General features: G+C 46.1%; 21 protein-coding genes. 6 read left to right on the forward strand and 15 right to left on the reverse strand.

What is annotated here, in order from left to right; translation table 11 throughout:
• Window positions 1–19 precede the first annotated feature (19 nt).
• From V144x_RS28570 to V144x_RS27865, 8 genes are all read right to left on the reverse strand, one after another.
• Window positions 20–178 carry a hypothetical protein gene (locus tag V144x_RS28570; RefSeq protein ID WP_197998675.1) on the reverse strand — a complete coding sequence of 53 codons (159 nt, stop codon included), beginning with the start codon at window positions 176–178 and terminating at the stop codon, window positions 20–22.
• Window positions 175–2,955 (reverse strand): cbb3-type cytochrome c oxidase subunit I, encoded by a 2,781-nt coding sequence (locus tag V144x_RS27835; RefSeq protein ID WP_144990443.1) that lies wholly within the window; start codon window positions 2,953–2,955, stop codon window positions 175–177. Before V144x_RS27835 ends, V144x_RS28570 begins: the two co-directional genes overlap by 4 nt.
• A gap of 23 nt (window positions 2,956–2,978) precedes the next feature.
• Window positions 2,979–3,437 carry a hypothetical protein gene (locus V144x_RS27840; protein WP_144990445.1) on the reverse strand — a complete coding sequence of 153 codons (459 nt, stop codon included), beginning with the start codon at window positions 3,435–3,437 and terminating at the stop codon, window positions 2,979–2,981.
• Between the two features lie 16 nt (window positions 3,438–3,453).
• Window positions 3,454–4,695, reverse strand: a complete 1,242-nt coding sequence (locus V144x_RS27845) for a molybdopterin-dependent oxidoreductase (protein ID WP_144990447.1) — start codon at window positions 4,693–4,695, stop codon at window positions 3,454–3,456.
• Between the two features lie 197 nt (window positions 4,696–4,892).
• Window positions 4,893–6,584: a PPC domain-containing protein gene (locus tag V144x_RS27850; protein ID WP_197998676.1), complete on the reverse strand. Its 1,692-nt coding sequence runs from the start codon at window positions 6,582–6,584 to the stop codon at window positions 4,893–4,895.
• Window positions 6,585–6,617: 33 nt separating this feature from the next.
• Window positions 6,618–7,955: a DUF1501 domain-containing protein gene (locus V144x_RS27855; RefSeq protein WP_144990452.1), complete on the reverse strand. Its 1,338-nt coding sequence runs from the start codon at window positions 7,953–7,955 to the stop codon at window positions 6,618–6,620.
• Window positions 7,956–8,011: 56 nt separating this feature from the next.
• Window positions 8,012–10,474, reverse strand: a complete 2,463-nt coding sequence (locus V144x_RS27860; RefSeq protein WP_144990454.1) for a DUF1549 domain-containing protein — start codon at window positions 10,472–10,474, stop codon at window positions 8,012–8,014.
• Between the two features lie 317 nt (window positions 10,475–10,791).
• Complete coding sequence (locus V144x_RS27865) at window positions 10,792–11,334, reverse strand: 5' nucleotidase, NT5C type (RefSeq protein WP_197998677.1); 543 nt, start codon at window positions 11,332–11,334, stop codon at window positions 10,792–10,794.
• 123 nt (window positions 11,335–11,457) lie between these two features.
• On the opposite strand from V144x_RS27865, the gene V144x_RS27870 reads away from it, so the two are divergent.
• The 3 genes from V144x_RS27870 (at window position 11,458) to V144x_RS27880 (ending at window position 14,517) form a co-directional block, all read left to right on the forward strand.
• The gene (locus tag V144x_RS27870; protein WP_144990458.1) at window positions 11,458–12,294 is read left to right on the forward strand and encodes a Rieske 2Fe-2S domain-containing protein; all 837 of its coding nucleotides are present in this window, start codon (window positions 11,458–11,460) and stop codon (window positions 12,292–12,294) included.
• Window positions 12,295–12,358: 64 nt separating this feature from the next.
• On the forward strand, window positions 12,359–13,708 hold the full coding sequence (locus tag V144x_RS27875; RefSeq protein ID WP_144990460.1) for a dipeptidase: 1,350 nt from the start codon (window positions 12,359–12,361) through the stop codon (window positions 13,706–13,708).
• Window positions 13,709–13,749: 41 nt separating this feature from the next.
• Window positions 13,750–14,517, forward strand: a complete 768-nt coding sequence (locus V144x_RS27880) for an NAD-dependent epimerase/dehydratase family protein (protein ID WP_144990462.1) — start codon at window positions 13,750–13,752, stop codon at window positions 14,515–14,517.
• 60 nt (window positions 14,518–14,577) lie between these two features.
• Here the strand turns inward: V144x_RS27880 and V144x_RS27885 are convergent, their stop codons facing one another.
• The 6 genes from V144x_RS27885 to V144x_RS27910 form a co-directional block, all read right to left on the reverse strand.
• Complete coding sequence (locus V144x_RS27885) at window positions 14,578–15,507, reverse strand: leucine-rich repeat domain-containing protein (protein WP_144990464.1); 930 nt, start codon at window positions 15,505–15,507, stop codon at window positions 14,578–14,580.
• 242 nt (window positions 15,508–15,749) lie between these two features.
• Window positions 15,750–18,113 (reverse strand): alpha/beta hydrolase family protein, encoded by a 2,364-nt coding sequence (locus V144x_RS27890; protein WP_144990466.1) that lies wholly within the window; start codon window positions 18,111–18,113, stop codon window positions 15,750–15,752.
• A 74-nt stretch (window positions 18,114–18,187) separates the two neighbouring features.
• Window positions 18,188–18,922: a hypothetical protein gene (locus V144x_RS27895; protein ID WP_144990468.1), complete on the reverse strand. Its 735-nt coding sequence runs from the start codon at window positions 18,920–18,922 to the stop codon at window positions 18,188–18,190.
• Window positions 18,923–19,057: 135 nt separating this feature from the next.
• Complete coding sequence (locus V144x_RS27900) at window positions 19,058–20,353, reverse strand: hypothetical protein (protein WP_144990470.1); 1,296 nt, start codon at window positions 20,351–20,353, stop codon at window positions 19,058–19,060.
• Entirely contained in the window at window positions 20,328–20,855 is a 528-nt protein-coding gene (locus V144x_RS27905) for an anti-sigma factor family protein (RefSeq protein WP_144990472.1), read from the reverse strand. The genes V144x_RS27900 and V144x_RS27905 overlap by 26 nt, the downstream gene beginning before the upstream one ends.
• 31 nt (window positions 20,856–20,886) lie before the next feature.
• A complete protein-coding gene (locus V144x_RS27910; protein ID WP_232102663.1) occupies window positions 20,887–21,504 on the reverse strand; it encodes an RNA polymerase sigma factor in 618 nt (205 codons plus the stop codon).
• A gap of 325 nt (window positions 21,505–21,829) precedes the next feature.
• Here V144x_RS27910 and eboE point away from each other — a divergent pair, with 325 nt between their 5' ends.
• Both eboE and V144x_RS27920 read left to right on the forward strand, forming a co-directional pair.
• Window positions 21,830–22,996 (forward strand): metabolite traffic protein EboE, encoded by a 1,167-nt coding sequence (gene eboE, locus V144x_RS27915; RefSeq protein WP_144990474.1) that lies wholly within the window; start codon window positions 21,830–21,832, stop codon window positions 22,994–22,996.
• Window positions 22,997–23,019: 23 nt separating this feature from the next.
• Complete coding sequence (locus V144x_RS27920; RefSeq protein WP_144990476.1) at window positions 23,020–24,111, forward strand: XdhC family protein; 1,092 nt, start codon at window positions 23,020–23,022, stop codon at window positions 24,109–24,111.
• 38 nt (window positions 24,112–24,149) lie between these two features.
• Here V144x_RS27920 and V144x_RS27925 read toward each other — a convergent pair whose 3' ends face one another.
• The gene (locus V144x_RS27925; protein ID WP_197993124.1) at window positions 24,150–24,509 is read right to left on the reverse strand and encodes a co-chaperone GroES; all 360 of its coding nucleotides are present in this window, start codon (window positions 24,507–24,509) and stop codon (window positions 24,150–24,152) included.
• Window positions 24,510–24,889: 380 nt separating this feature from the next.
• Here V144x_RS27925 and V144x_RS27930 point away from each other — a divergent pair, with 380 nt between their 5' ends.
• Entirely contained in the window at window positions 24,890–25,315 is a 426-nt protein-coding gene (locus V144x_RS27930; protein ID WP_144990478.1) for a ferritin-like domain-containing protein, read from the forward strand.
• Window positions 25,316–25,326 lie beyond the last annotated feature (11 nt).

Below are 25,326 nucleotides of genomic sequence, written 5' to 3' on the forward strand. Positions count from 1 at the left end.
AATCAAATTTCCGCTCAAACTAATTTGGTTGTTTCTTGTCATCCATCAACCGCTCGGTCTCCATGAAACGGTGCTTAGGTCGCTCGAACCAATTGCGTGTCGCGGGAAAGAAAAACCAGACGAGTACAAATACCAACATTAATACAGTCACGCCGCCGACAATCAGATTGACGATCATTCTGAATCCTCCTGCTGGCTCTTATTTTTTAATACTTTCGCACGATCTTGAGTAATCTGCGCAACATTGACTGCTTCATCGTTCGTTTTATCAGACTGATAAAACGAACGGACATAGCGCACCAGCACAGCTTGTTCCGCTTCAGTCAGCTTGTCATTCCAGTGCACCATTGCAGTGCCCGGAATTCCAGACTTGATTACATCAGCCGCGTATTTGAGTGTGGGCAGTTCGTCATAAAAACTGGTTGGTCGTGGAGCAAGTGCAGCAGCCGATATTCCCTCTCCCCGTCCCTCCTCACCATGACACAACGCACAATGTGTGTTATAGAGTTTTGTCGCAGTGATGATTTCATCTGCAGACAACTGTTGCGGAGATTTATATTTTGGTTTGGAGATTTGATTCACAAAGGCAGCCAGCGCCCGTAAGTCTGATAAAGGCAATTCATGCCACGCAGGCATTGATGACCCAGCGACACCATTCCACAGGACGTCGCTTAAAAGCGCGTCAGACAGCATGACAACGGTTAAATCTTTAGGCTTCGGAAACAGGCTCGCTGCTCCCGGGGCCACACTGCACCCGCAATCCGAATGACAACCCGAACAGTTCGCGATAAACAATTTGTGTCCATCATTTGCCAGTGATGTTCGCTCGCGCTCCGACCATTTTCCCGCCAGCATTGGAGCCGGGCCGCGATCCATGGGAATGAGAGATTCATCAAACCCACCCGTGTGAGCATTGCCTGCCGTGATGACTTCACCTGTAGTCAGTTCAATCGTGGAAGTGGACTCAAGCCGACTACGTCCTAGACCGGCAAGAACGCCATTGCGACCAAGCGACTCCAAATACGCAACCAGATTGAGCGCGTCCTCAGTTGGCGAGTCTGGCGAACCATTAAATAACCATTGATAACCGGGCATCATCGATTCGGGAACCACATAGCGCGGATTGTAGAGGTGGGTCAGTTGCCAATCCGTGGGACGCCGTCTCGTTTCTCGCGCCAAGTCAGGCCCGACGCGCCGCGTGCCCCACATTTGTGGATATTCATCCTCAGTTTCCCAGGCACGACTTACGGGGCCGAAACGCCGTGTGTCAAATTCAGTTGATCGTACCATTTGGGTGTGACAATAAGCACAGCCTTCGCGTGCGTAGATCGCTCGACCTCGCAATTCACTCTCTGTCATTGGAACTGCGAAGTGTGGTTTCGTCTGAGCAATTGTTCGAGCCAATTCCTGATTCGGCCAGACAGCCAATACCAAAAATGACATTGCAAAACAACCAATTCCAGCGACACCAGTCAGCACATAAACACTACTCAGCCATGCGAACTTGCCTGCTTCATCTGGTACTAATTCTACTGGTTGCACGAGGCTGGTAGGTTCAATGAACTCGTCCGACGCGTCTTTTACCTGAGTTGCACCAACTCGCTCACCTGTGATCATCGCCATACAGAGGCAGATAAACCCTGCTAACACCGGAATCGATGACAGCGTTCGTGTCATCCAGAAGATACGAGACGCATTAACCGACTCCATCCATGTGGCCGAAGAATCCCAGAGTTGCCCCTGTACAAGACCCCCGATCGTCAGGTCGACGAACATCAAAAATAAGCCTATACTCAGCAACCAGAACGACCAGTTCGCTGCCCGCTGACTATAGCGGACACCAGACGTATTTTTCCAGACGTGCAGCATTCCTCCGATTGCTACAAAACTGGCAAAACCAAGTAACGCCAGATGCGAGTGAGCAATGACCCAATCTGTAAAATGCACCAATTTGTTGACCGGCATCAACGCTTGCGCTGCGCCCTGCAAACTGACAATGAGATAGATCACAATGCCTGCCCAGATAAATCGCAGAGACACGTTCGCAGCAACCTTGCCCGCGCTGCCACGTAGCGAAAGCAACTGATTCGTCACGACAAGAATGACATCCATGCCCAGATAAACGGAAGCGACAATCGCCCCTATCTGGGCTTCCATTGGTATCGATGAAAAAATGTAGTGGTGCGTTCCATTGAGTGGATAAACAAAGAACAGCAGCCAAAAGCCGATCATCGACAGAAAATGACTATAGATCGGACGGCCTGTCGCCGCGGGTATCACAAAATAAGCGATACCAACCGCCAAAGGTGTCACCCACAAACCAATCGAATCGTGAATCCACAATCCACTGTAACTGGCACCACGGGCTCCGGGTACAAATTCGGGTACCAGATTACCCACTGGATAAGCCAGCGTGGTAAACATAATCGCGCCTAGAAAGTACCATCCGGTGACATACAAATCAGAAAGTTTCCCCCGCATGAACGGCACAACAAACTGTAAATTCAATAACACGAAACAAGTAATAACGACAATATCAACGATAATCGGGAATTCTGCCCATTCCAGTGGCTGACTGAACCCGTGCATCATCAGCATCCAGCCGGGGATTACCATCACGAAATTCCAGACAATAAACATCAGCCAACCAAGCGAACGGTTGCTGACCGGCTTCATCGCCAGCCGGGGTACAGAATAATAGAGAAACGCCAGAAATGCATTGCCCAGCCAGCCAAAGAAAATACCTTGTGTGTGGCAATACCGTAGACGCCCCCATGTCATGACAGACGAGCCGCCCAGAAACTCAGGCCAGTTAAATTTCATTGATACTGCGACACCAAATAAGGCAGAAATGACAACCATGATCAATGCCATGTAACCGTGGGCTCGAATCAATCCATTTTCAACGCGCGGCGTCGTAAGAGCTGTTGTTGATTCTTTGGGGATGTTATTCATGGTTGAAGTAGTTTCTGTTGAGCTTATTCTGTTTTACCGCGAATCGAAACAAGATATTCGACAATCTTCGGCTGATCTTTTTTGTAAACGTGACCGCCAAATGTCACGACCATCTTGTTCACAATCTCTTCCCACTTCTCCTGTGAAAAATGTGGTTGGTCAATCACGAGACGTGGCGAATGACAAGTAATGCAATTTGTCATAAACACCTCACGGTGTGGCCCCAGAGGCATGATCGGTTCGAAGTGTGGCAACACGATCTCATCAACGGCAATTGATGCCAGGGGTATATGATCGATTGTCTCCGCATCCTCACTGGATGTAATAGACGGTGTTTTACTGGTCACAACCATTTCGTTACCGGGGCGGATTCCATACCATGAAATCGCACCTGCCAGGATTGCCAGCACGATAATGAGAATCACCGTGGTTCGTTGAGCGCGATGTTGCTGGTGTGTATCGGTTTGTTCTGATTCCGCCATAAACTACTCGATCGTGCTAACTAGCTTCTACGGTCACTTCTTCGATTACATTACGCATATAGCCGCCAGTGTTCCATTTGGATTTCATTGGCTGTGTCTCGCCCTGATTGTTGGTTGCACGGACAAGCAGTCGATAGCTGCCGCGTTGGGTCGGAGTCCAATTAGCTCGCCAGCGACGAAACGAGTATCGCCCCAAATCGGCTTCGAGAGAAGTTCCCTTCCAAGTCTTCCCGCCATCTACAGAAAACTCAACCTGTTTGATCCCTGCACCCGCATCGAAGGCGATACCTTCCAATGGAACAGGTTGGCCAGTCAAAACTCGGTTGACGTCGGCTTCCGGATTCGGATTCACCCACAATGAACGCACATTGAGCAGGCTGATCGGTACTTTTTGTTTAGCAAGTTCATCCGGTTTTTCAGATCCATCCGCATTGTCCGGGATGTGGTAGGCCTTAGCCATCCAGTAACCGGTAAACTTTTCAGGCAGTACATTGATTTCCCAAATGGATTTGACCCAATAAGTCGCATACCATCCGGGCACGACCAATCGAATCGGAAAGCCGTTGAGCAATGGAAGCGGTTTGCCGTTCATTTCGTAAGCTAATATCACATCGGGTTGCATGGCATGGTCGATTGCCAGTGATTTAATAAAGTCAGGGGTGGCTGGTAGCGGCCCCGTATCAAGCCCATTAAATGTTGTATCGACTGCACCTGCTTTGACACCGGCCCGTTTCAGGATGTCTCGCACGCTAACACCTTTCCAGCGTGCATTACCCATAGCACCATCAGCCCATTGACCACCGGGAACAGGGGGATTAAAAAATTTTCGCGAGTTGCCCGAACACTGACAGACAGCAACGAATTCAGTCGGCTCCATCTTTCGTAATTCATCCATCGATAATGCCAGCGGCTTATCGATATGACCGCCAATCTTCAATCGCCATGTTTGCAAATCGACTTTGGTCGGAATCGGCTGTAAATGCCAGCGGACAAAAAACGCTTCATTTGGTGTTAGGTCCTCAGCAAAATACTCGCGCGGTGTTTCCAATTGCGGTGCACGATCATTGATCAAGTGCATCGGAACTTTCTCTGGAAAGCGTGCAATTGGTTGATCAAACGAAGGTAATGAACTTAAGTCACTCGTTTCCGACGAACAGCCACTGGGAAGCAACCCCGCCACACTCGCCAAGCCAGCCCACTGCAGTAACTGCCGACGGGAAATATTGTCTTCTCGCGGCAAGCCGCTCGATTTGTTCATGAAATAATCCGTTGTTGCAGCACTTGCCAGTAGTTTTGAAATAAAAGAATAAATCTCAAACAGGAAGAGTTGCTGTCTGTATTTGCTATCGCTGTTGTACTGCCCGCAAGTCGCTATACTTTTTATCAGTCAACTCAGGCTACGTCAACACACAGAAGTTTATGGTTCCGATTTCTTTAAGAAGGAAGAACTTTTACTTACTTCTTCTTAATGGTCAACCATAGATAAGGCAGTTTGAGATCGGGTTTCGGGCGGGCTGTGTTGCGTTTGGGGCTGATGCCTTTGATGACAGCACTCGCGATGCGCACTTTTGTTTTGTCTTTCAGGCTGATACCTTTGATTTCGATGGGTCCTTGAAAGACCACATCGTGTTTGGCTTCCAGTTTCAGTTTGACTGATTTTCCCGTCTTTTCTTTGACTTTAGAAACGACTGGTTTACAAGTCGCCCCTTTTGGTAAACCGGCCAGGCTGATTTCAATATCATCGTTAAAGCGGGGGCTCAGACGATTGATCGTGACTTCAATCTCTAAAGGTTTTCCGCCCGTCGTTAATGTGTATTGTTCTTCGGGCGTTTGCAGTTCGAAATTGGCCTCGGTCGGGTGAATCGATAACAAGTAGACGTGGCGAAACCCACCATGTTGATATCGATCAGTCACTTGCAGACGATATTCACCATCTGCGGGAATGCTATAGTCGAATCGCGCGTCAAAATGATTTCGCACGGGATCATCAACTTCTTTCAAAAGCTTGCCTTTGGCATCAAACAGTTTCAAATGGGCATCCAGAGGATAACCCATTGTATGCGAGTCTACTTTGAATGTTAGCTTCTCACCTTTCTTAGCAGTGAAGTGATAAACATCGATTTCTTCTGGTTTCGATATTTTCCCAGTGATACTTGTGGGAATGGAAAGTGGCTGCCCTTTTTCCTGTTGGCTCTCGTTTGACTCCAGCAGAGTCGGCGTTGTGCTCATAGGAATTTTTAACCAATTCGCTAACTGAGGATTGCTGATCAAAGCAGTCGAATTGGTTTCATCTTTGTTAGGTTGATGTGACTTGAGATGGTCGGGAAGATTCCAGCCTTCCAGTCTCACTGGTTTGGAAGCTGACTTATGATAGGCAAGTGGCAAGCTATGATCGACAAAGGGGCCAGTCGAAAAAGTAAGGCGATAGATGTAAGAACCACTACCTGCAAAACGGATGGTACTGTTAGGATCAGCGGGAAACGCAAACGTCCTGATATAATAGGTCCCCTCTTCAGGAGCAGTAAACACAATTCGCGGATCAAACCAAAGTGTATCATCAATCAAAGACAGCACAGTCCCGCGATGATTGAGAATCTGCAATACTCCATCCATTGGTGAACCAAGCTGTTCATTGGCAGTTTGAGAGACCACCAGAGTTTGTCCCTTTTTCAATACAACGGAATAAGTATCAACGTCTCCACTTTTCGATAACACACCGTTGATGGTAACAGCAGGCTGTGGGCATTTTTGTGCATGAGCCAGATCATTGTTGGGCTCGGTTTCTGATTGTTCGGGAAGTGTGCCAACAAGGAACGGTCGAATTCCAGAGGCACCTTCTGCATTATGAAATCGTAACCAATACAATCCGGGCTTTGCAGCAGCATCAATTTGAATCGTAATCTGTTTTTCTTTGCCTTTGGCCGGTTTCTTCGGAATCATCACCTTTAAGCCAGGAGCAGAAGTCCAAACCGAGACCGGTAACGTTCCCAGGTTTTTGTCAATGGTCACATCTACTTTCTGACCGACTTGCCCTCCCGCCGGATTCAAATAACGAATGTCAGGCGGTGCTGCCATAGAAGAAGAAAACAGACCGAGCACACATGATATCGAAAGGACAACAGGCAAAATCCGCGCGGTAGATGACATCGGTAAGATCATTCTCAGTCAGGATCAAAATTTTTATACAAATAGCTCGGGAATCGGAGTCGGGTCGCTCACCAAGTGCGAAGGACGTCCCTCCGGTGTATACAGGACTTTGTCAGGATCGATGCCCATCTTAGTGTAAATGGTTGAGACAAAGTTTTCAGGGGAGAGTACACGTTCGACGGCAGAGTAACCGGCTTTGTCGGTTGCCCCAAGTGCCAAGCCACCGGGAACACCGCCACCCGCCATCAAAACTGACATCGCATTCGACCAGTGATCACGACCGCCGCCTGGATTGATTTTGGGAGTACGCCCGAATTCACCTAACGCCAGTACCATGGTCGTTTCCAATAAACCACGCTCGTCGAGATCTTCAATCAGAGTTGCGATGGTATTTTCGAAGGCAGGCATTCTTGAATTGAATGTCTTAAACAAACTACCATGATGGTCCCAACCACCCTCATACAGGGTGATGAAGGGCACGCCCGCTTCTGAAAGACGACGGGCTAGGAGAGCGCGCTGACCAAAAGAGGTGCGCCCATATTTGTCACGCAGTTTGTCTGACTCACTCTCAATTTGGAACGCTTTTTGAGCTTCGGACGAAGCAACTAAACTAAAGCCCTGTTCGTAATATTCGTCCAAACTCGCCACTGGATCTCCAGCGACTTTATCCTTGATCCGTTTGAGTTGATCAACCTGTTCCCGTAAATTACGACGACCTTCGTAACGCTGATCAGTTAACCCGCTAGGCAACGCTAAATCTCGAACGCGAAAGCCTTTGCTGTTTGGATTGTCAGAAACGACAAATGGTGCATATTTAGCTCCCAGGAAATTGGGTCCACCGGAACGCGACATACGCGGCATTGAAAAATATGCAGGTAAATTATTCGTCGTTGGTTTTTGATGCGCGACGACCGAACCCATACTGGGATGGAAACTGACAAAAGAACCACACCCTACAGGAATACGCGGTGGTGCGCCAGTCATCATATAGTGATTACCGGCACCGTGATTTCCCTGATTGTGACGGATCGAACGAATCACTGTATATTTATCGAAGATCGAAGCCAATCGCGTCATATGTTGCGAAAACTGAACGCCGGGAACTTTGGTCGCAATCGGATTAAATTCACCACGGATTTCCACGGGAGCCTCTGGCTTAGGGTCAAACGTCTCATAATGAGTCGGACCACCGTCCATCCAAATCAGAATCACACTCTTGGCTTTCGCCTTCGGTTGTTGAGCAGTGGTCCCTTTGGCGAGTGACTGCAAACGCAAGAGATCGACCATTCCCAAGCCTGTCAGCGCACCCAAGCCCAGTTGCAAACAATTCCGTCTAGTGATTCCATTGCAATTTTTTGAAACGTTTTTCATTTCTGGTCCTGTTACTTTTGTTGTAAGTCAACCATTCACTGTAAGAGTAGGGGACTCTAGTTTTTGAAAAGGTACTCCGGAGTATTCAATAAAGCCCACATCAAATCTTCAATCACTTGCTGACGATTCGCCCCTTCTTTTTCGAAAAGGGAACGTCCGAGTCGTTTTTCTTCTAATGTCGGATAGCGCGAATAGGCCGTTAAATATAGCTCTTCCATAATTTGATCGGGAGTCATTTTGCTCTTGGCCCACTTGTCACAATTTCCTTTTGATGACTGAATGCGAGAATATAACTCGCGTGAATTCATCATATGCAACACCTGCACCACTGTTGTTTCTGTAGTCCGTTCACAGGGAGGATCCTGATTGGGGTCGGGCCGTCCAAACGAATCCAGGAATACTGAACTCACACGATGTGTCCAAAGCTGCTTAGCCGTTGAATTGGCGGGCATCGCTACAAATGAATCAGGAACACCGATCAATTCACTAATGCTATCCAGCAAAACTTCTGCTCGCAGACGTTGACGGTAATATCGCGAATAATTGCGTCCATCGCCTACATTGGTTTCATTGGGTAGCGAACTCAAACTGTAAACGTACGAACTAAGAATCGCTTTAATGTATTTTTTTTGATCAAATTTCTGGTCTCGGAAATACTGCCCCAACGCCTTTACCAGTGGTGCATTAGAGGGAGGATTACTTTCGCGAAAGTCATCAATCGGTTCTACGATTCCGCGACCCATCAGATCAGCCCAGATACGATTCGCACTCACTTCTGCAAAGTAATGATTCTGTGGCGAAGTGATCCAGTCAGCTAGCACTTCTCTAGGATCCTGATCCGGTTTTATTTCAGGAACTTCCCCGAATAAGGGGCGTGGCTCAAGTACAGCGTTGGTAAGTGGATGCTTGACACTTCCTGAATTCGCAGTAAACACAATTTCTTCCGATCCTGAGATCGGTGTCGAGATTCCACGACCTTTGCGTCCCACCTTTGCAAAGTAGGCAGCGAAGCTGTAGAAATCATCCTGTCCCCAGATTTCTGAAGGATGATGATGACATTGTGCACAACTTAATCGGATTCCAAGAAAGATCTGACTGACCGCTGTCGTTAGCTCCTTTGGCTCACGTCGATCGCGAAATAATGTTACCGCGCCATTGTGCCAGGTTCCCCCACGAGCTGTTAGTAATTCACGCGTGAATTGATCCAGGGGCTTATTCTGGTGAAACGACTCTCGAATCCAGGCATCGAAGTTCAGCACGGTTTTGATACCAACCCGGTAAGGGTTCGGTCGCAACATATCAGCCCATTTGTTGGCCCAATGATCGCCAAACTCTGGTTGCTCCAAATAATAATCAATCAATCGCTCTCGTTTTTTGGGAGAGGGGTCTTGTAGAAATGCCCGTGCTTCTTCTGCGGTAGGAGTTCTACCTATGGTATCAAGGGCCACCCGCCGTAAAAATGTGGCATCATTCACAGGCTCAGAAGGTTTGAGTCCATATTTCTTGAGCTTGTCCCAAACCAGACCATCAATAAAATTATGGCGCGGCAACTTTGCATAGTAACTATCGGGCACAGAATTCTTTGAGGGAACTGTGACACTCAGTGAAGCAAAGTTCCCCATAAAGCGGGCCATAATGGAGGCTTCACCCATCAACGAACCAGCGGTCACCAACCCCTCTTCATTCACCGAAACATAGACACTGTCACTCGACATGTATTCTGCAAGATCGGTGACATCGCGTGTGGAGCCATCGCTATAATAGGCAGTGACTACCATTTGTTGTTTGGTTTTAGGCTGCATGATACGCCCAGTGGGCTGTGCCGAAATCTTAACGAGTTTCGGTGCATCCGCGACTGATCGGGTGGCTCCTTCTGTGATCCATTGTTGCATAAGCTCAAAGTAAGGAGTGCCTGCCAGTAGTCGTTTGCCACCACCATGGGGAATTTTCCCAGCTCCCTTCTGCAACACCAGGCTCTGTTCGGGCGCCAGGGGAAACGCGCGTCGTCCGCGCGATTCTTTAGTCAGTGCATTAAAATCAAATTCTGGATCGAAGGCGAACATGGATAATTGAAATCCACCCTGACCGCGTTGCTTTCCGTGACACGAACCACCATTACAGTGAAAACGGGAAAACAGTGGGTGCACATCACGCTCAAAGTCGATCAAAGTTTGTATATCAAACTCTTTTACTTCAACAGGTACTTTGATTTGTTGATCGCCATCAAAAATCGTGACTGTGGCAGAGCCGTTAGAAAGAGGCTGAATCACTCCCGCTGTAGATACCTGAATGACATTGGTCTGATCAGATTGAAACCGTACGTCTCGTGTTCGGTCAACAGTCTGATCATTCTTGATACGAGAAACGAGTAACTGCTGGCGAGATCGTTTGCCGGTAAGCACGACCTTTTCGGGATGAACAGAAAGTGAGGCTGACTTTGGTCGTACTTCCGCTGCGTGTGCAGAAAGAGCGGAAAGTAAAATCATGCAACCAAGGCATTGATAGAGTAGAGACTTCATCTCGAGGTTCTATCCCAAAATCAAAAGGAAGGATACGCTGTGAGGTTTGGTGGTAGCAGTGCTACGGGGAAAGTTGGGAAGGTAGTAACCGCAGACACTAAAAACACAAAAGCAGTCCCAATAGCACTGTATTTCGATCTTCTGTGTGCCTACTTATATATTCTCTCTTATATATCGTATTCGTCAACTTTCATTTGACAACTTTATTTATGAAACCCTTTTTAGGATACCTTATCTGAATAGTAAAAACTACCTTTTCTTTCAAAAACAACCCATTTGTACACATTCCTTGAATCTTCTTCTAATGATCGTAGCATTCAAACCAGCTTCTGAAGCTCTGATTTGAGGTAACTGATCTTATCCTTGATCGCGAAATTCGCATTCCAAGGCTGTGGGAAAAGAATTGCCTGACCACCATGCTCACGAAACAGATCGATATTTTTATGCTGATCGTCCACGAGCACTACATCTGGTTTTGCCAGAAGGTACTTTTGCGTACCAATCATAAAATCCATGAAGTGTGGCTCATCGAAATGATGTCGCAACCATTCGACTTTGGCTGAAGCACAAGCTGCACTACGACTTGGTGAAGTACTGATGGTAAACGGAGCCGTTGCTCTCAGCACAGCCAGTAACTCTTTGAGCCAGGGGTAAGGAGGAAAATTTTTCCAAAATTGCCCTCCCAAAGCATCGACGGGTTTCCAGAATTCATCTTTCGTCATACCCACAACACCTGCATAATCAGCTTCTCCCTCGGGCCAATTATCGGCCAAATGTTCCTGACCATGTAGCTCCAGGATCGAACCCATAAAATCGGCGATCACCCCATCCATGTCTAATAAAATATGTCGCACAGCCATTGATTTTTTCTCTACATACAGAAACTTTGGTGATAAAACAGTATAATTACCAGTTGTGTTTCTCATAAAATTGTATAGACAAGCTTAGCCGCAATGTCTCATTTTGACCATGGACCAATATAAATGACTAACTGGATTCCACTGGGAAGTGCATCAGAAATTTCTCCAGGCAATCGTAAAGTATATGCGCTTAAGGGAACTGAGATCGCAGTTTTCCATGTCGCCAATAAAGGGCAGCCAGGGGAATTCTACGCCATTCATGACTGTTGTCCACACCAGGGAGCTTCTCTGGTCGAAGGAGAGGGCACGGGAACGGAAATCGCTTGTCCGCTCCATGACTGGACTTTTGATGTTGCTTCGGGAGAGTGCCATGACTTTCCAGAGTTTCCTTTGACTCGCTATGAACTCAAAGTAGAAAACGACAACATTCTGATCGAGGCATCCGCATTTGAAGAACTAGACATTCAAGATCATCTTTTCCTGGTACGATATGGAGCGATGGGCTGGATTGATCACTTCTCGGCAGAAGAAGATGCCGCTTTTTCACACCGTGATCGTATTATTTTAAAAACAAGTCGAGGTGAAGAAATCGGAGAGATTCTTTCGAAGGCCATCAATCAGGATAACTCGATCACTCCTGCCGGGTCGATTCTGCGCATGTTTACTCCTACAGACCAGCAAAAGTTATTACAGCAGGAAGATATTACAACGCACGTCTTACAAGATTGTCAAAGTTTGATACAAGAACGCGGAATGCCCACCGAAATCATAGACTGCGAGCAATTATTTGATCAACAAACGGTCGTATTGTACTATCTGGGGAATCGTATGCCTGCTTTAGAAATACTCGCTCAAGAGCTTAATGCCAATTATGCCTGGCGGATTGTATTCCATCCCGTTGACGAAGCCCCCGCACCGTCGGGCTGTTCAAGTGGCGGTTGTGGCTGCGATCAAAAATGAGCGAACCTGCAGAATCGTATCTGATAACCTACCACACCAACCATCCTCACCAATGGAATTCAACATGAAAAACCCCGTTAACCGCCGTTCGTTCCTGGGTACTTCACTCGGTATCGCCGCCACGAGTCTGGGCGCAGCGAAGACATCTAATCTAACCGCGGCAGAAAAAGAAGTAACTGCGACAAAGACACCAGTGAAACCCAAACCCATTCAAAATGAAACCATTCTCCATGCACGAAAAGTCGCATTGGAGATATTGAAACCGACACCAAAGCAATTGGAACATGGGCTAAAACTACATGCGGATTCACTAGTATTCGACGCTTACGGATTTGCACCGCGGGCCGCCGTTGATGGCGATCAGTTAGCTGCGGCGATTAAAAAACATGCTTCATCAGCTGAGCTCAAGGATTTAAGAGAAGACATGTCAATGACGCGCTGCGTGACCGACCCAGCAGAGCAACGGGAATTCAAAGAGGCATTCGACGCGGCCGGAGTAACCTGTGTCTTCCAAAATGCTGGCGAAGAAGGGCAGGACCCCTTGCGACTCATCAAACGACTGGCTCGGTTCACTTATACAACAGACATGCTATCCGATTTTGTTTCCAAGGCAGTCACCCCAGATGACATTTTGCAGGCGAAACAAGACGGACGTCATTGTTTATATCTGACAGGCAATGGTGTTCCTTTAACTCAGCAATGGGTAACAACCACCGATGAAATGAAATATATGCGAATCTTTTATCAGTTGGGAATTCGCATGATGCACATGACTTACAATCGCCGTAATATGCTCGGCGATGGCTGTGCAGAACCCGCTAACGCCGGTTTGAGTGACTTTGGTCGGGAAGTGGCCGCTGAAATGAACCGGTTGGGAATTATTCCGGATGTCGCACACTCCGGCTGGCAAACGAGCCTGGAAACAGCTCAGGTCTCAAAGCGGCCCGTTGTCGCCAGTCACACTACCTGTAATACGCTGCACCACCATATTCGCAGCAAACCGGATAATGTCATTAAAGCCATCGCTGATACGGGAGGATTAATTGGAATCTGTTGTATTCCCCGTTATCTGGGTGGGAAGGGAGATATCAGTGCGTTACTGGATCAGATCGATTATGTTGTGAAAAAGTTTGGTATCGACCATGTGGCAATCGGGACCGATGTTTCATACACATCGCGCAACAGTGCTTTGGAAAACAAAAAAATACCCCGCACACCACGCTCTCGAAAACCATGGCGAAGTTTATGGCCTGCGGATCCGTTTGTAGAAACCCCTGAAATGCGAACCAGCATCGCCTGGACGAACTGGCCTCTGTTTACTGTAGGTCTCGTGCAGCGGGGCTACTCCGATACCGACGTACAAAAAATCATCGGCGGCAATATCCTGAGAGTTTGCCAGCAGTCATTTTCCTGAGAACAATCCTGAGTCCTCTTTCTCTAAATGAGTACCCTGAAATGAGAGTGTTAATCACAGGCGCCGCTGGTTATGTTGGTAGATATTTCGCGCGCCACTGGCAGACTAATGACGAACTGATTCTGGGAGACATTCATCCCGACCGAAATGATTCCCGATTTATTCCACTGGATATTACTGACTCCAAACAAACGCGTGCTGCGTTACAGGGCATTGATGCTGTCGTCCATTTGGCAAAACAGGCAGATGAAGGCCCGATGGAAGGTGATGAACTCAATGGAAAACGGTTTGATGTCAATGTAAAAGGGACGTTCAGTCTATTGGAAGCCGCACGTGACGCCGATGTGAAACGATTCGTTTTTACGAGCAGCATTATGACCGTTCAAGGCTATCAGGCTCCACAGCAGGTTGAATCTGACGCCGAACCGCGACCTGTAGGATCGTATGCACTCACAAAACAACTTTGTGAAGTCATGTGTGCCCATTATGCGCGTGAATATGGAATGTCTATTGTCTGCCTGCGAATTCCTAAACCGATTGACCTCGAACACCCTCTCTGGATAACACACCCACTCCGACCACAGTGGGTTCCATTCCCCGACCTGATGCAGGCGTACCAGAAATCACTGAGAGCACCAATTGATGGTTGCGAAGTTATCACGATCGTGGGAGAGAGTTCGAAACGTCGCTGGGATCTAAAAAAAGCACAGGAAATACTGGGGTATCAACCCACTATGCTTCCCGAAGAATTGGGATTTCAATTAGGCAGCGAGGATGAACCCATTCCTGACGAATCAGCTTATTCCTAAATAGATTCGCGCCGTAGACAAAAACCGAATTTCGTCGTATTGAGGAAAATCAGATCTCGATTATCTCTCGATACGGCAATACGGAAGCCCTTTTTCGAGTTTGGCAACACCCTCTTCTGTGATTTCAGTCCCATCAATGTAAAGCGTACTGAGATTTTTCATCTTTTTGAGAGAAGGGATGCACTTATCCGTCACACCGGTATTTCGCAGATTCATATCCACGATGTTCTCAAGAGCCTTAAGCTCCGTGATTCCCGCATTGCTAACCTCGGTATCATTCAGTTCCAGCCATTCCATATCTTTCATTTTTATCAGATACTTCATACCGGCGTCTGTCACTTCCGTATTCCGCAACCATAATCGCTGCAAGCGAGTCAGTCCCTTAATGTGTTTTAACCCATCATCAGAAATATGTGTATCACGCAATAAAAGGACTCGTAGTTTTTTCAGCCCCTTGATGTGGGCCAGCGCTTCATCAGTGATCTGTGTTTCAGATAATCCGAGTGTTTCCAGACTCTTCAAACCGGAAATGTGAGCAAGCCCCTCATCAGTTATTTCCAGGCCTGTCAGAAAAAGTTCTTTTAGATTTTCTAAACCTTTCAAGTGCTTTAACCCAACATCAGTGATCTTGGTACGTGAAAGATTGAGAACTTCCAGGTTGGTCAATTTTTTGAACTCTGCCAAGCCCACATCAGAAACCGGGATCCCGTGTAGTGTAATTTCGCGCAAGCTCTTCAAGGGTTTGATATGAACCATCCCCTCATCAGTCACTTTTGAGCCTGAAAGATCCAATTTTCTCAATTTTGTCAGGCGACCGAGATAGACTAACCCGGCATCCACTAACTTCGAACCTGAAAATGACACTTGCGAGATATTACCGTTATAGTCCATTTTCAAATTAGCACTAATTTCCTTTAGCGCTTTGATATCGGTTTCCAACGTCGATTCCTGGGGAACTTCTTCCTCTGAATCCGTGGCAGCTTTACTCATTTCAATAACCTAATTAGGAATAGCATGGTCTGACATGATGAAGGCCCATCCATCACCAAGCTGAACTCAACGTTCGTTTTCCACATAAATTGAAATGCGAAGCCTCTACATCTATCCATGAGTATAGGACCTCGCATTTACTTATAACAATTCGCAATTGTAATATACACATTAATTACACAATTCGCATGTGAACGAACGCTTTTTATTCTGGAATTTCTAACCGGCAGAAACGGGGAATATCACTTATTTTTTGGTGGAGACCAATTCAAGTTTCGAAGAATAAATGCAAATGTGTCTTTCCCATTAATGGTATGTGGTCCATCGAAATATTCAATTTCAGTTCTCTCCCCAATCCCCATTTGTACGTAAAACCGTCGTACTTTTGCGTATTCTGCAGCGACCCATTCGTCGGGGGCCACACCATCATTATGGCCCCGTTCAACCATGAAAGGACGTGGTGCCATTAAATAAGATAACTCTGCATAATTGGCAACATGCCCCATATTCCATTCGAAAATTTCATACTCACCGTGAAACACATAACTATAACGATGGGCACTGTCCGCATTTTTTCGCACCCATTCGTTGAAGTCACCAGAGCAAATTGAAAAGACATATTTTTTCACAAAAGGAGGGACGCGCACCGCCGTCTTACCTCCGTAGGAAAGCCCATAAAAACCAATACGATTTCCATCTACAAAAGAAAGTGAATCGAGCCAATCCAAGGTACACTCATGCTGTGGGATGATGTAGCTGTAAAGTGACCGCTTCATCGGGTTCGATTTACGCTGCAAAGTACGGAAGCGGTCTCGGCCACGGTACGGATTCTGCGGTGCATAGACGATTAAACCCAGCTTCACCAACTGCTCACTAAATGCTTTGTAAGCACGAAATCCTTTAGATTTTGGGTCAATCGTATCCATGGGTGTGCCTTCTAAACCATGCTGGCAGACAATCACCGGACGTTTTTCTCCCGGTTTCATGTCGGAAGGGATCAATAAAATTCCACCGGCTACAATGTCCGGCATTACATCCAGCATGACTTCGTATCCCTGATATTGTTCGTGATCAATCACCTTTCGTGACCGGACATTTAAGGGAACTGATTTCTCAGGTTCGGGAAGTCGGCCAATCAATTCGTTATAAACTTTCGTTCGCAGACCATCAGATACTTTTTCCCAAAGTTCAACCGATTTATATTTGCCAGGCTGCCATTCTTCATCACGATAGCGAGATGACTTATTCAGTAACTCCTGGGTAAACTCATTCATTTCATCAAACTGTTGCTCTTGTCGTGAACTGGGATCAACCACGACTCCATTGGCAACCAATTGTAATTCGACAGTCGGTAGACGTTTTTTATCCATTCTGACTCTTAAGCCAGATAGGAACTGTTGACGCGCTTTGTCTGAACCCGCAGGATTGGTCCCATCACCATTTAACACAAGTGAGAGATTCTCCTTGAGACCTAATTGATCAAATACCGGAGCTACGCGTTGGTATTCAGCACGTACGGATTCAGGAGCCGCGACCTTGATCACACCAGGTGCAGCCGAAGCTCTTCTACCCGATTTCGCTCGAGGGGGGCCATCGACTGTAGGTACAGAGCATGCTTCAATCACACAGGTACGCAGAGCAATCATCGAAGCGATCTCTGCATCGCCAAATTCGGTTAACTGACTCCAGACATTACGATAAATAGGTTCCTGCCAGACATCTTCCCGCCTTTGAAAGTAGCCCGCAACCCAAGTGGAATTGATTCGATGGTCAGAGGCTCCACTAAATAAAGCCAACAACCCTCCTTCCCCGACACCCACTACTCCGATCGGTAAAATTCGCTGATCTTTTTTGTTCAATCGTTCAAACTGGTCTACGGCAGCCATGACTTTCTGCACTTCATAGCCAATGATATGACGCCCCATTTCAAACGCCATACGGTAGATGTATTCACGATGTGGCTGATTCGTAAAAAATACTTTCGGATGTCCCGAAAATCCGGACTCCCGACTAATGAGAGTCGGAATTAACACTTGCACTCCTGAGGCAGCAAGTTTCAAAGGAATCTGAGCGGATTCAGGAACACCCGGCTTCAAACCGATAAACATCTCCGGAGTCCAGTCTGCATCAGGTAAAGCGACCACGCGCGCCTTGATCTGTCCCGTTGGTTGTAATAATAGTCCTGCAGCTGTCATGCCCTCTAATACCTGCCACTCTACAACGTGGACTTTAAATTGAGGACATTCTGCAATGACAGACTGGTTCTCTGTGGTCGTCAATAACTCAAAACCGGGGCCGGCAACACGAGGATCAACGACACCAATAATTGTTTTGAATCGCTTTCGATTCTCCTTGATACTTTCAATATAAGCAGCATGGCTGCCAAAATCATAGTTCCATTTTTGTGGGCGTAGTTCCGGAGACATGGCCAATGCTTTTAGAGCATAACGATCAATACCCGCGACCATATGTTCGTCGAGAGGCATAGTTAGTTTCAAGTTTGTTGTTCCCGGTAAGACTTCAGGAAACTCCAGAGTCTGAGCCGAAACTAAGGAAGGAAAACTAATAAACAAACTTACGAGGCATAAGGAGGACAGGAATCGCATCGTTTATTCCTATGTTGATTGTTGATGAAAAGAAGTTGGCAGGACCTATGAAGAACTCTGGTAAGAATCCGTTACTACTTTACTTTTTTGCCGAACAGAAGAATCTCATCAAAGTTACCTGTATCGTCAAATGAGCCTATCCCGACTCGACCCGATAAAAAAGTTTTGTCGTTGGCTGTCATCACCGGCTCTTTCATATTATCAAAATAGATTTTGATCGAGCCAGATTCCGTATTGCGCACAACACGTGCGTGGTGCCATTCATCATCCCAGTTGGTACCAGGTGTTGTTTTTGTGGAAATTTTGGTACGCGGTTTATTATTAACGATAAAAATCTGGTTGGCATGATCATCCATCTTCTTACCGAAATGCACATAATAAAAATGTGCGTCATCCTGGTATCCAAAAAACAGGCACAGTGACCGGTGTCCATAATCGGGAATCGTAGATTGCAATTTGACATCAAAAATGAAATCGCTGACGGATATGTTTTTCAATAAGGCACGATTATAAGGCGAGCGAACCGGAGGCTCATAATTACTTTTTTTCTTAATGAGACTAAAGGCATGATTGTCTCCCTGATGGATGATTTTCCAGGCTTTGTCATCCGTCGGTTCCCAATGTTTTGAGTTTCCAGCCTCAAAATTCTCATGAAACAGCAAGGGCAGGCCCTGCATATTTTGGGGTATCTCGCTTTTATCAAGCGTTTTCAAAGGCGCTGGTTCTTTGGCCTTAACAATACTGAAGTCTATTGAAGTAAACAGCATAAGCCCTGTCATCAGGCATGCTGAGATAAGTGAACGCAACATGGGATTGCTCCTGTTTCAATGGAAAATCCCAGCCGTGAAACCTCTTTACATCAAAAGATGTGTAGAAATATTTGGCTGAAATGTGAGATTCTGATCTTGGTACAGAATCTATGAGACAGCATTTCGGCCTGATTATCAAGCATCAGGCCTGTCTCGCCTCTGAACTCCTGGTCTTCGTTCTGGTTTCCGACCAGGGAAATTGCGATCTCCACCCCCTTTGGGACCATTCAAGCGGCGGTTTTTTCCATCCTGCGCGCGGTCTTTTGTTTCTCTTCGGCGGCTTTCAGGTCCCGGCCACTTAAAATCCGAACCTTGACGTAATTGAACTGCCAAACGAATGGCTTCCATACCTTGAAAGCGAAGAGATGTCTGCACATCTTTGGGTGCATTTTTTAGAAAGTAATCGTACATCAATTTTTTCTGCATCTCATCAGGTGGATATTTCAATAAATTATCCCTGGCTTTATGATCCAAGGATCTTTCAAAAAACTTCTGTAATTCCTCATCAGAAGGTTTAAGTTCATCCACTTTTAGTTGGACAGATGTGGCTAACTCCCCCATAAGTCCTCTTATCAAAAAAATTGTAACAATGGCCCTGGGCTGGGCTTTTTTAGCAAAGGATTTCAATTCTCGCGGGCCTCGCAATTCAAGGAATGAATCATTTTTTCCTTGGATTAAATCGTAGACCTCTTCAACAACCTCTGGAGAAGGCCAATAAGTTTTTTGCTCTTTATGTTTATTGCCTTTTGATTTTACGCCCGATTGTAAAACAGCCAGAGAACGCTCAAAATCGGATAACTGATCTTTTGGCTTAGGATACTTTACTGGAGCAGGCAAACTCTGTTCAATGATATCAATCACTCGTTTAAAGAGATCCGGCGGTGGAGGTGAACTTAAAAAATACCTATACCTAGGATCTCTAATCCCGAGAATGTTTAACATCTCTGAATATTTTAGGGCATTACTATGGCGACTTGAACGACTATGTCGAGAACGAAACTTGCGAATTAACTCAAGTCGCTGGCTCTTATCTTTCGCATTACGAAGCTCTTCCTGTTCCCAAGGCGTTAATGTTTTGACCCAATCGCAATAAGAGCGCATGACACGATTTAGTTCTGGCTGGCTGCGTGTTGCACTATGAAGCTCTCGAAATCTCTGCTTTTCTTTAGCAGAGAGTTTTTGGAATTTTTCATAATTGCGTTTTAATTGTGCACGCTCTGCTGGCGTCATCGCTTCTATTTTCTTGCGATTTTCTGTTTCCTGGTCTTCATTCTGACCACTAGCTCCCAACAGAACCATTACACAGATAACTGTCCCAATTCCAAAACCAACAGCGCGCAACGACCGAGACCACAAAGCCGGTTGTCGGCTTGCAGATTGAGAGGGTTCTTTGGACCGCCTCTGATTATTTTTGCTGCTGCGCGGTTTCATCAAATGTTCCCGATTGCTGCAAATCTTTCAGAAATTCCAGGCTTTGCACTTCAGAGTAGGTATCAAGGTTTTCAATAAATGACAATTCCTTGAGTAGAGGCTCTGACTCGTCAGGCAGCCACTGGTTTGTAACAACATATCCAAGGAATATGGAACATGCCAGACCGATCATCCAGCCACCCGCGACAGCCACTTTCCAAATCTGCTGTTGCGATTGCTTACTCAATCCCAGACCTGATCGATCTTGTGATTCATTTGCTTGTGCTTCCAACTGAACAGTTTTGATCGTCGAAAGAGTTTTGTTCGTAAATTCATCAGATGCTTTGGTAATCGGCAGTTTGTCTAACAATTCCCAGGTGCGCTCCAGACCATCCACATGAGCGCGTGTCTTTTCATCATTTGAGAGAGATTGCTCGACCTCGATCGCTTCCTGATCACTCACCTCTCCATCGAGATAAGCAACCAGCTTTTCGAGTTCTTGTTCTTTGCTCTCTTTTTTCATTGTGAGACTCTACAACGATTTTTGTTTTTAATTAACTACAAATATGCTTTTCGAGTTGAACGCGTAAATTTTCTCGGGCACGGGATAACAATGATTTCACAGCCGCTTCGGATAGCTTCATAGCTGCTCCAATATCGGCATAACTCATTCCTTCAAACTTGTGTAATAACACTGCCATTTGCTGGCGTTCATTCAATGTTCCTAATGCCTCACGTACAATGGCTTGTGTTTCCTTCAAACCGATCTGTCGAGTCGGCATCAATCCTGACTTTTCCACCAGTAACTGCTCTTCAGGTCTGATACCAAGTGGACCGGAGTCTTGTGGATTCAAGTTGACCTCTTTGCGTCGTCCTTTATTTCTACGTGAGTTACTGGCCAGATTATTGGCAATCCGAAATAACCATGTTGAAAATTTTGCCTTGGCCTGATAATTCGCTCGTGAGCGATAAATGCGTAAAAATACTTCTTGAGCCAAATCTTCTGCCGCTTCCTGATTTCCCAGTAAATGACAAAAAATCCCCACGATTCGATCCTGGTAGCTGGCAACCAATTCAGTGAACGCACCTTCATCGCCTTCCTTCGCGCGCAACATCAATTGCACGTCAGGATCTCGCAAATAAGGCGAATTGAAGATTTGAGTTGTAACCACGACTGACTGCAGACTCCCATGTTTCAGGGTGAATTTTCCACAATGACTAAACACTCAGCATACCAGAAAGTTTCTGCCAGAGTTTGTGAGAAACTCACTTTTTGTCTGTTTTCATACAAGATGCTAGCCGTTATCGTCGCTAAACTTACAAGTTAACACAAGTTGTATTTGACAGAAAAATCATCCCAAAACCACAATCTCACCAGCGTATTCTGTTGGGAGGTAGTCCGCTGGTTAGTCTTGGTTATGATAGTATTAGATGAGAAGTCTCTGCTTCACATTTTTTCTATTGACTGTCAACCTGAATCGCCTCTGAGGAAGTTCCATGACGCTAAGTTCTCTGCCATTGAGTTATTGCACCAACGTGCATCCAGGATTAACTGTTGCGGAGATTTTGCAAAAGCTCGATGAATTTACGGTTCCCATTCAAGAACAGTATGCAGCGCCACTTGCTGCCGGACTCTGGCTGGCTGAACCGGTGATCCAGGAGATTCTGGCAACTGATACAGGACACATCCATTTTGCCGAAGAGGTTCGGAAAAGAAATCTAATCTGTTACACACTGAATGCATTTCCCTATGGAAATTTTCACAATGATCGCGTTAAAGAAAATGTTTATTTACCCGACTGGTCTCAGCCAGAGCGGCTCGAATATACGAAAGGCTGTGCCCGAGTACTCTCCGCATTACTACCCGATGGAGCAGAAGGTAGTATCTCCACAGTCCCTTTAGGATTCAAACAGTTTGAGCATGCCGCTGATTTTGGTGACACATGCATCGAACAATTAATCGTACTGGCAATCTATCTGAAACATCTGAAAGAAGAAACAGGTAAAACGATTCGGTTGGCAATTGAACCAGAGCCATTTTGTGTTATCGAATTTACACACGAGTTGATTGTCTTCTTCGAACGGCTTTATCAACGGGCTGCGGCGAAACAATTGCTTGGAATAGTAAAGGAATTTCTGGGAGCCTGTTACGACATTTGTCATCAGGCTGTTGAGTTTGAAGATATACCCGGTTCGATTCGGCAAATCACACACGCTGAAATTCGGATCAATAAAATTCATATTTCGAATGCCATCGAACTTGTGAATCCGTGGGAGAATGAGGATGGTCGCACTCAGCTTGCAGAATACGCAGAACCCCGGTATCTACATCAGACAATCGGAAATTTAGCATCGGGTGATCTTTATCGGATCGTGGACCTCACAAAGAAGTTTTTACTGGCACCAGATCCACGTATTAAGGAAACGGAAAAGCTCCGGGTTCATTTTCATGTGCCCATTGACGCCCAAACACTCGGGCCATTAGGAACCACCTACCAGGAATTGAAGCACGCTTTAGCAACTGTGAAAGAGCTCGACTACGCACCACATCTGGAAGTTGAAACATACACTTGGGAAGTCTTACCTGGCAATCAGAAGCTGGGTCTGGTCGACGGATTGACGCGTGAACTTCAAGCTGCCCGTAGTCTATTAGATACACTTTAAATAATCGATCAAAGTAAACGACCATGCGTGATTTGTTAGTCGAATTGGGAAAAGCAGTCCAACAAAAGAAATCCGTTTGCTATACCTGTCTGGTTGAAACCCGCGGATCCACTCCACAAAAACCGGGAGCCGCCATGCTCATCTTTCGAGATGGCTCTCAAATCGGAACTCTCGGGGGCGGTTGCGTGGAAGCGGAAGTGAAACGCCGCGCATTAAGACTGATCGATGCTGCTACACCTGAAATTATGACATTTCAACTCGACAGTGATTATGGTTGGGATGACGGACTGATTTGTGGAGGACGGATGAAAGTTCTCGTCGATCCAATCAATACTGAAGAAGATTTATGTTACTTCCAATCCATGGCTCAACTGTTGGCAAGTGATCAGGGTTGCACCGAAGCAATTGTGATTAACCCTGAATCAGCAGAAGGCGGAAGTGAAACAGATCGCTTTCTGATAGATGCGAACTCAACAATTATTGCCCAACGTGGTCAGCAAGAACCGCCGTCTCAATTACTAATGGGTTTGAAGCCGATCCAGAATCGACCTCGCCCCTATCTTAAAGCGGGTATTGCATATCTCACCTTTCATCAGACATGTGAGCTTGTGATCGTTGGCTGTGGTCATATTGGCCAGAAAGTGGCAGAGTTGGCCAGCGATGTCGGATTCGAAATTATTGCCGCCGATGATCGTCAGGAATATTGTAATGTCGAACGATTCCCCACAGCAAAACATTTAATTGTTGGCAACTTTGATACGGCTCTTTCAGATCTTTCCATCACCAGGGATACGTTTATCATCATCGTCACCCGTGGTCATAATCATGACGAAGAAGCCTTGGGACATTTGGCAGAGTCACCAGCGCGTTACATCGGTATGATAGGCAGCAAACGAAAAGTGAAACTGATCTTTGAAGACTTGCTACGAACCGGCACACCCCGTGAGGCACTTGCGAAAGTTCATGCTCCACTTGGTTTTGACATTGGCTCTCAGACTGTTCCGGAAATTGCGCTAAGTATTGTCGCGGAACTAGTCGCCTATCGAAATCTGGATACCATTCCAACAGGCTATCAACGATCTAGCCTGGTAGAAGAAATTAAGGCTGTAAACTGAAATGAATAGCCTGTGAACAGGACGCTTTCAACCACCATTTAGTCGTCCCATTCTTCTGGATCATCTGCGTCCATCTCTTCAGCTGACCGGATTTCATCGATCTTCGATTCACCACGGCGGAATACAGCAACGACATCTTCGATAGGTACAACGAATAAAACATTGTCCGGTTCGAAATCCACGGGAATCGCATCACTCGGGTTGAAAAGCACTTTATCGTACTTCTTAATTGGAAAGTCATCATCCCGCTCGATCTGCACGCTGATTTCAACAACACGACCGGTAATATTCGGAATTTCTGCCTTATCGGGAAGTACAATACCCCCGCGCGTAGTATGTCGACTCTCATCTTTACGAATGAGAATCCTCATTCCCAGAGGTTCAACCCAGTTTGACACTTAAATCTCCCAATTCTCTACTAAAAATACAACACAACGCAATTTAACAAAATAGCCAAAATTAGGGGCTATTTACAATCATAGTCCATGACCATCAAGAAAAGAACCCCGAATTTGAATCTCAAAAGTTGGATCAGATGACTTATTTCTCCGAATAGTGGCAATTTCAATTACTCTTAATCCTGACAGGTTCAACAATTCAGGCGTTCCCCTCATCACCGAAATTCTTTTAATTAGCACAGAACACCAAGGTATTTTCATTTCGCCTTCATTCGCATATAGTTGCAAAGTGTGAGTGCTATTCTATAAAAGTAATACCCAAACCCATTGGCGAGAGGATCACTAAATGATCCAGCCAATTCATTCTTCAGGAGCGAAACATGGACAAGCAAGCGATGATCACTCATCTGAATCAGGATTTAGCAAACGAGCTTTCAGCGATCATTCAATATACTACATATGCTGCGAAAGCAACGGGCCCTTATCGACCACAATTGACACAGTTTTTTCTGGCAGAAGTACCCGACGAACAATTACATGCCCAATATCTGGCTAATAAAATCGTAGCACTAGGTGGTGAACCAACGACCGTTCCCACAAAAGTTGCCGAAGCACACACCAATCGAGAAATGTTAGAAGCCGTGTTAGCGGCAGAACAAGCGGCAACCGTAGGTTATACGCAACGTGCCAAAGAAGCAGAGGAATTTGGCGATAAAGGCATGGCCGTTCAACTGGAAGATATGGTTCGAGATGAAAGTGGCCATGCAGAAGAGGTAGAACGAATTCTCCGCGACTGGCCTTTGTAAGAAATCGAATT

The sequence above is a fragment of the Gimesia aquarii genome (assembly GCF_007748195.1).
GTDB classification, from domain to species: domain Bacteria; phylum Planctomycetota; class Planctomycetia; order Planctomycetales; family Planctomycetaceae; genus Gimesia; species Gimesia aquarii.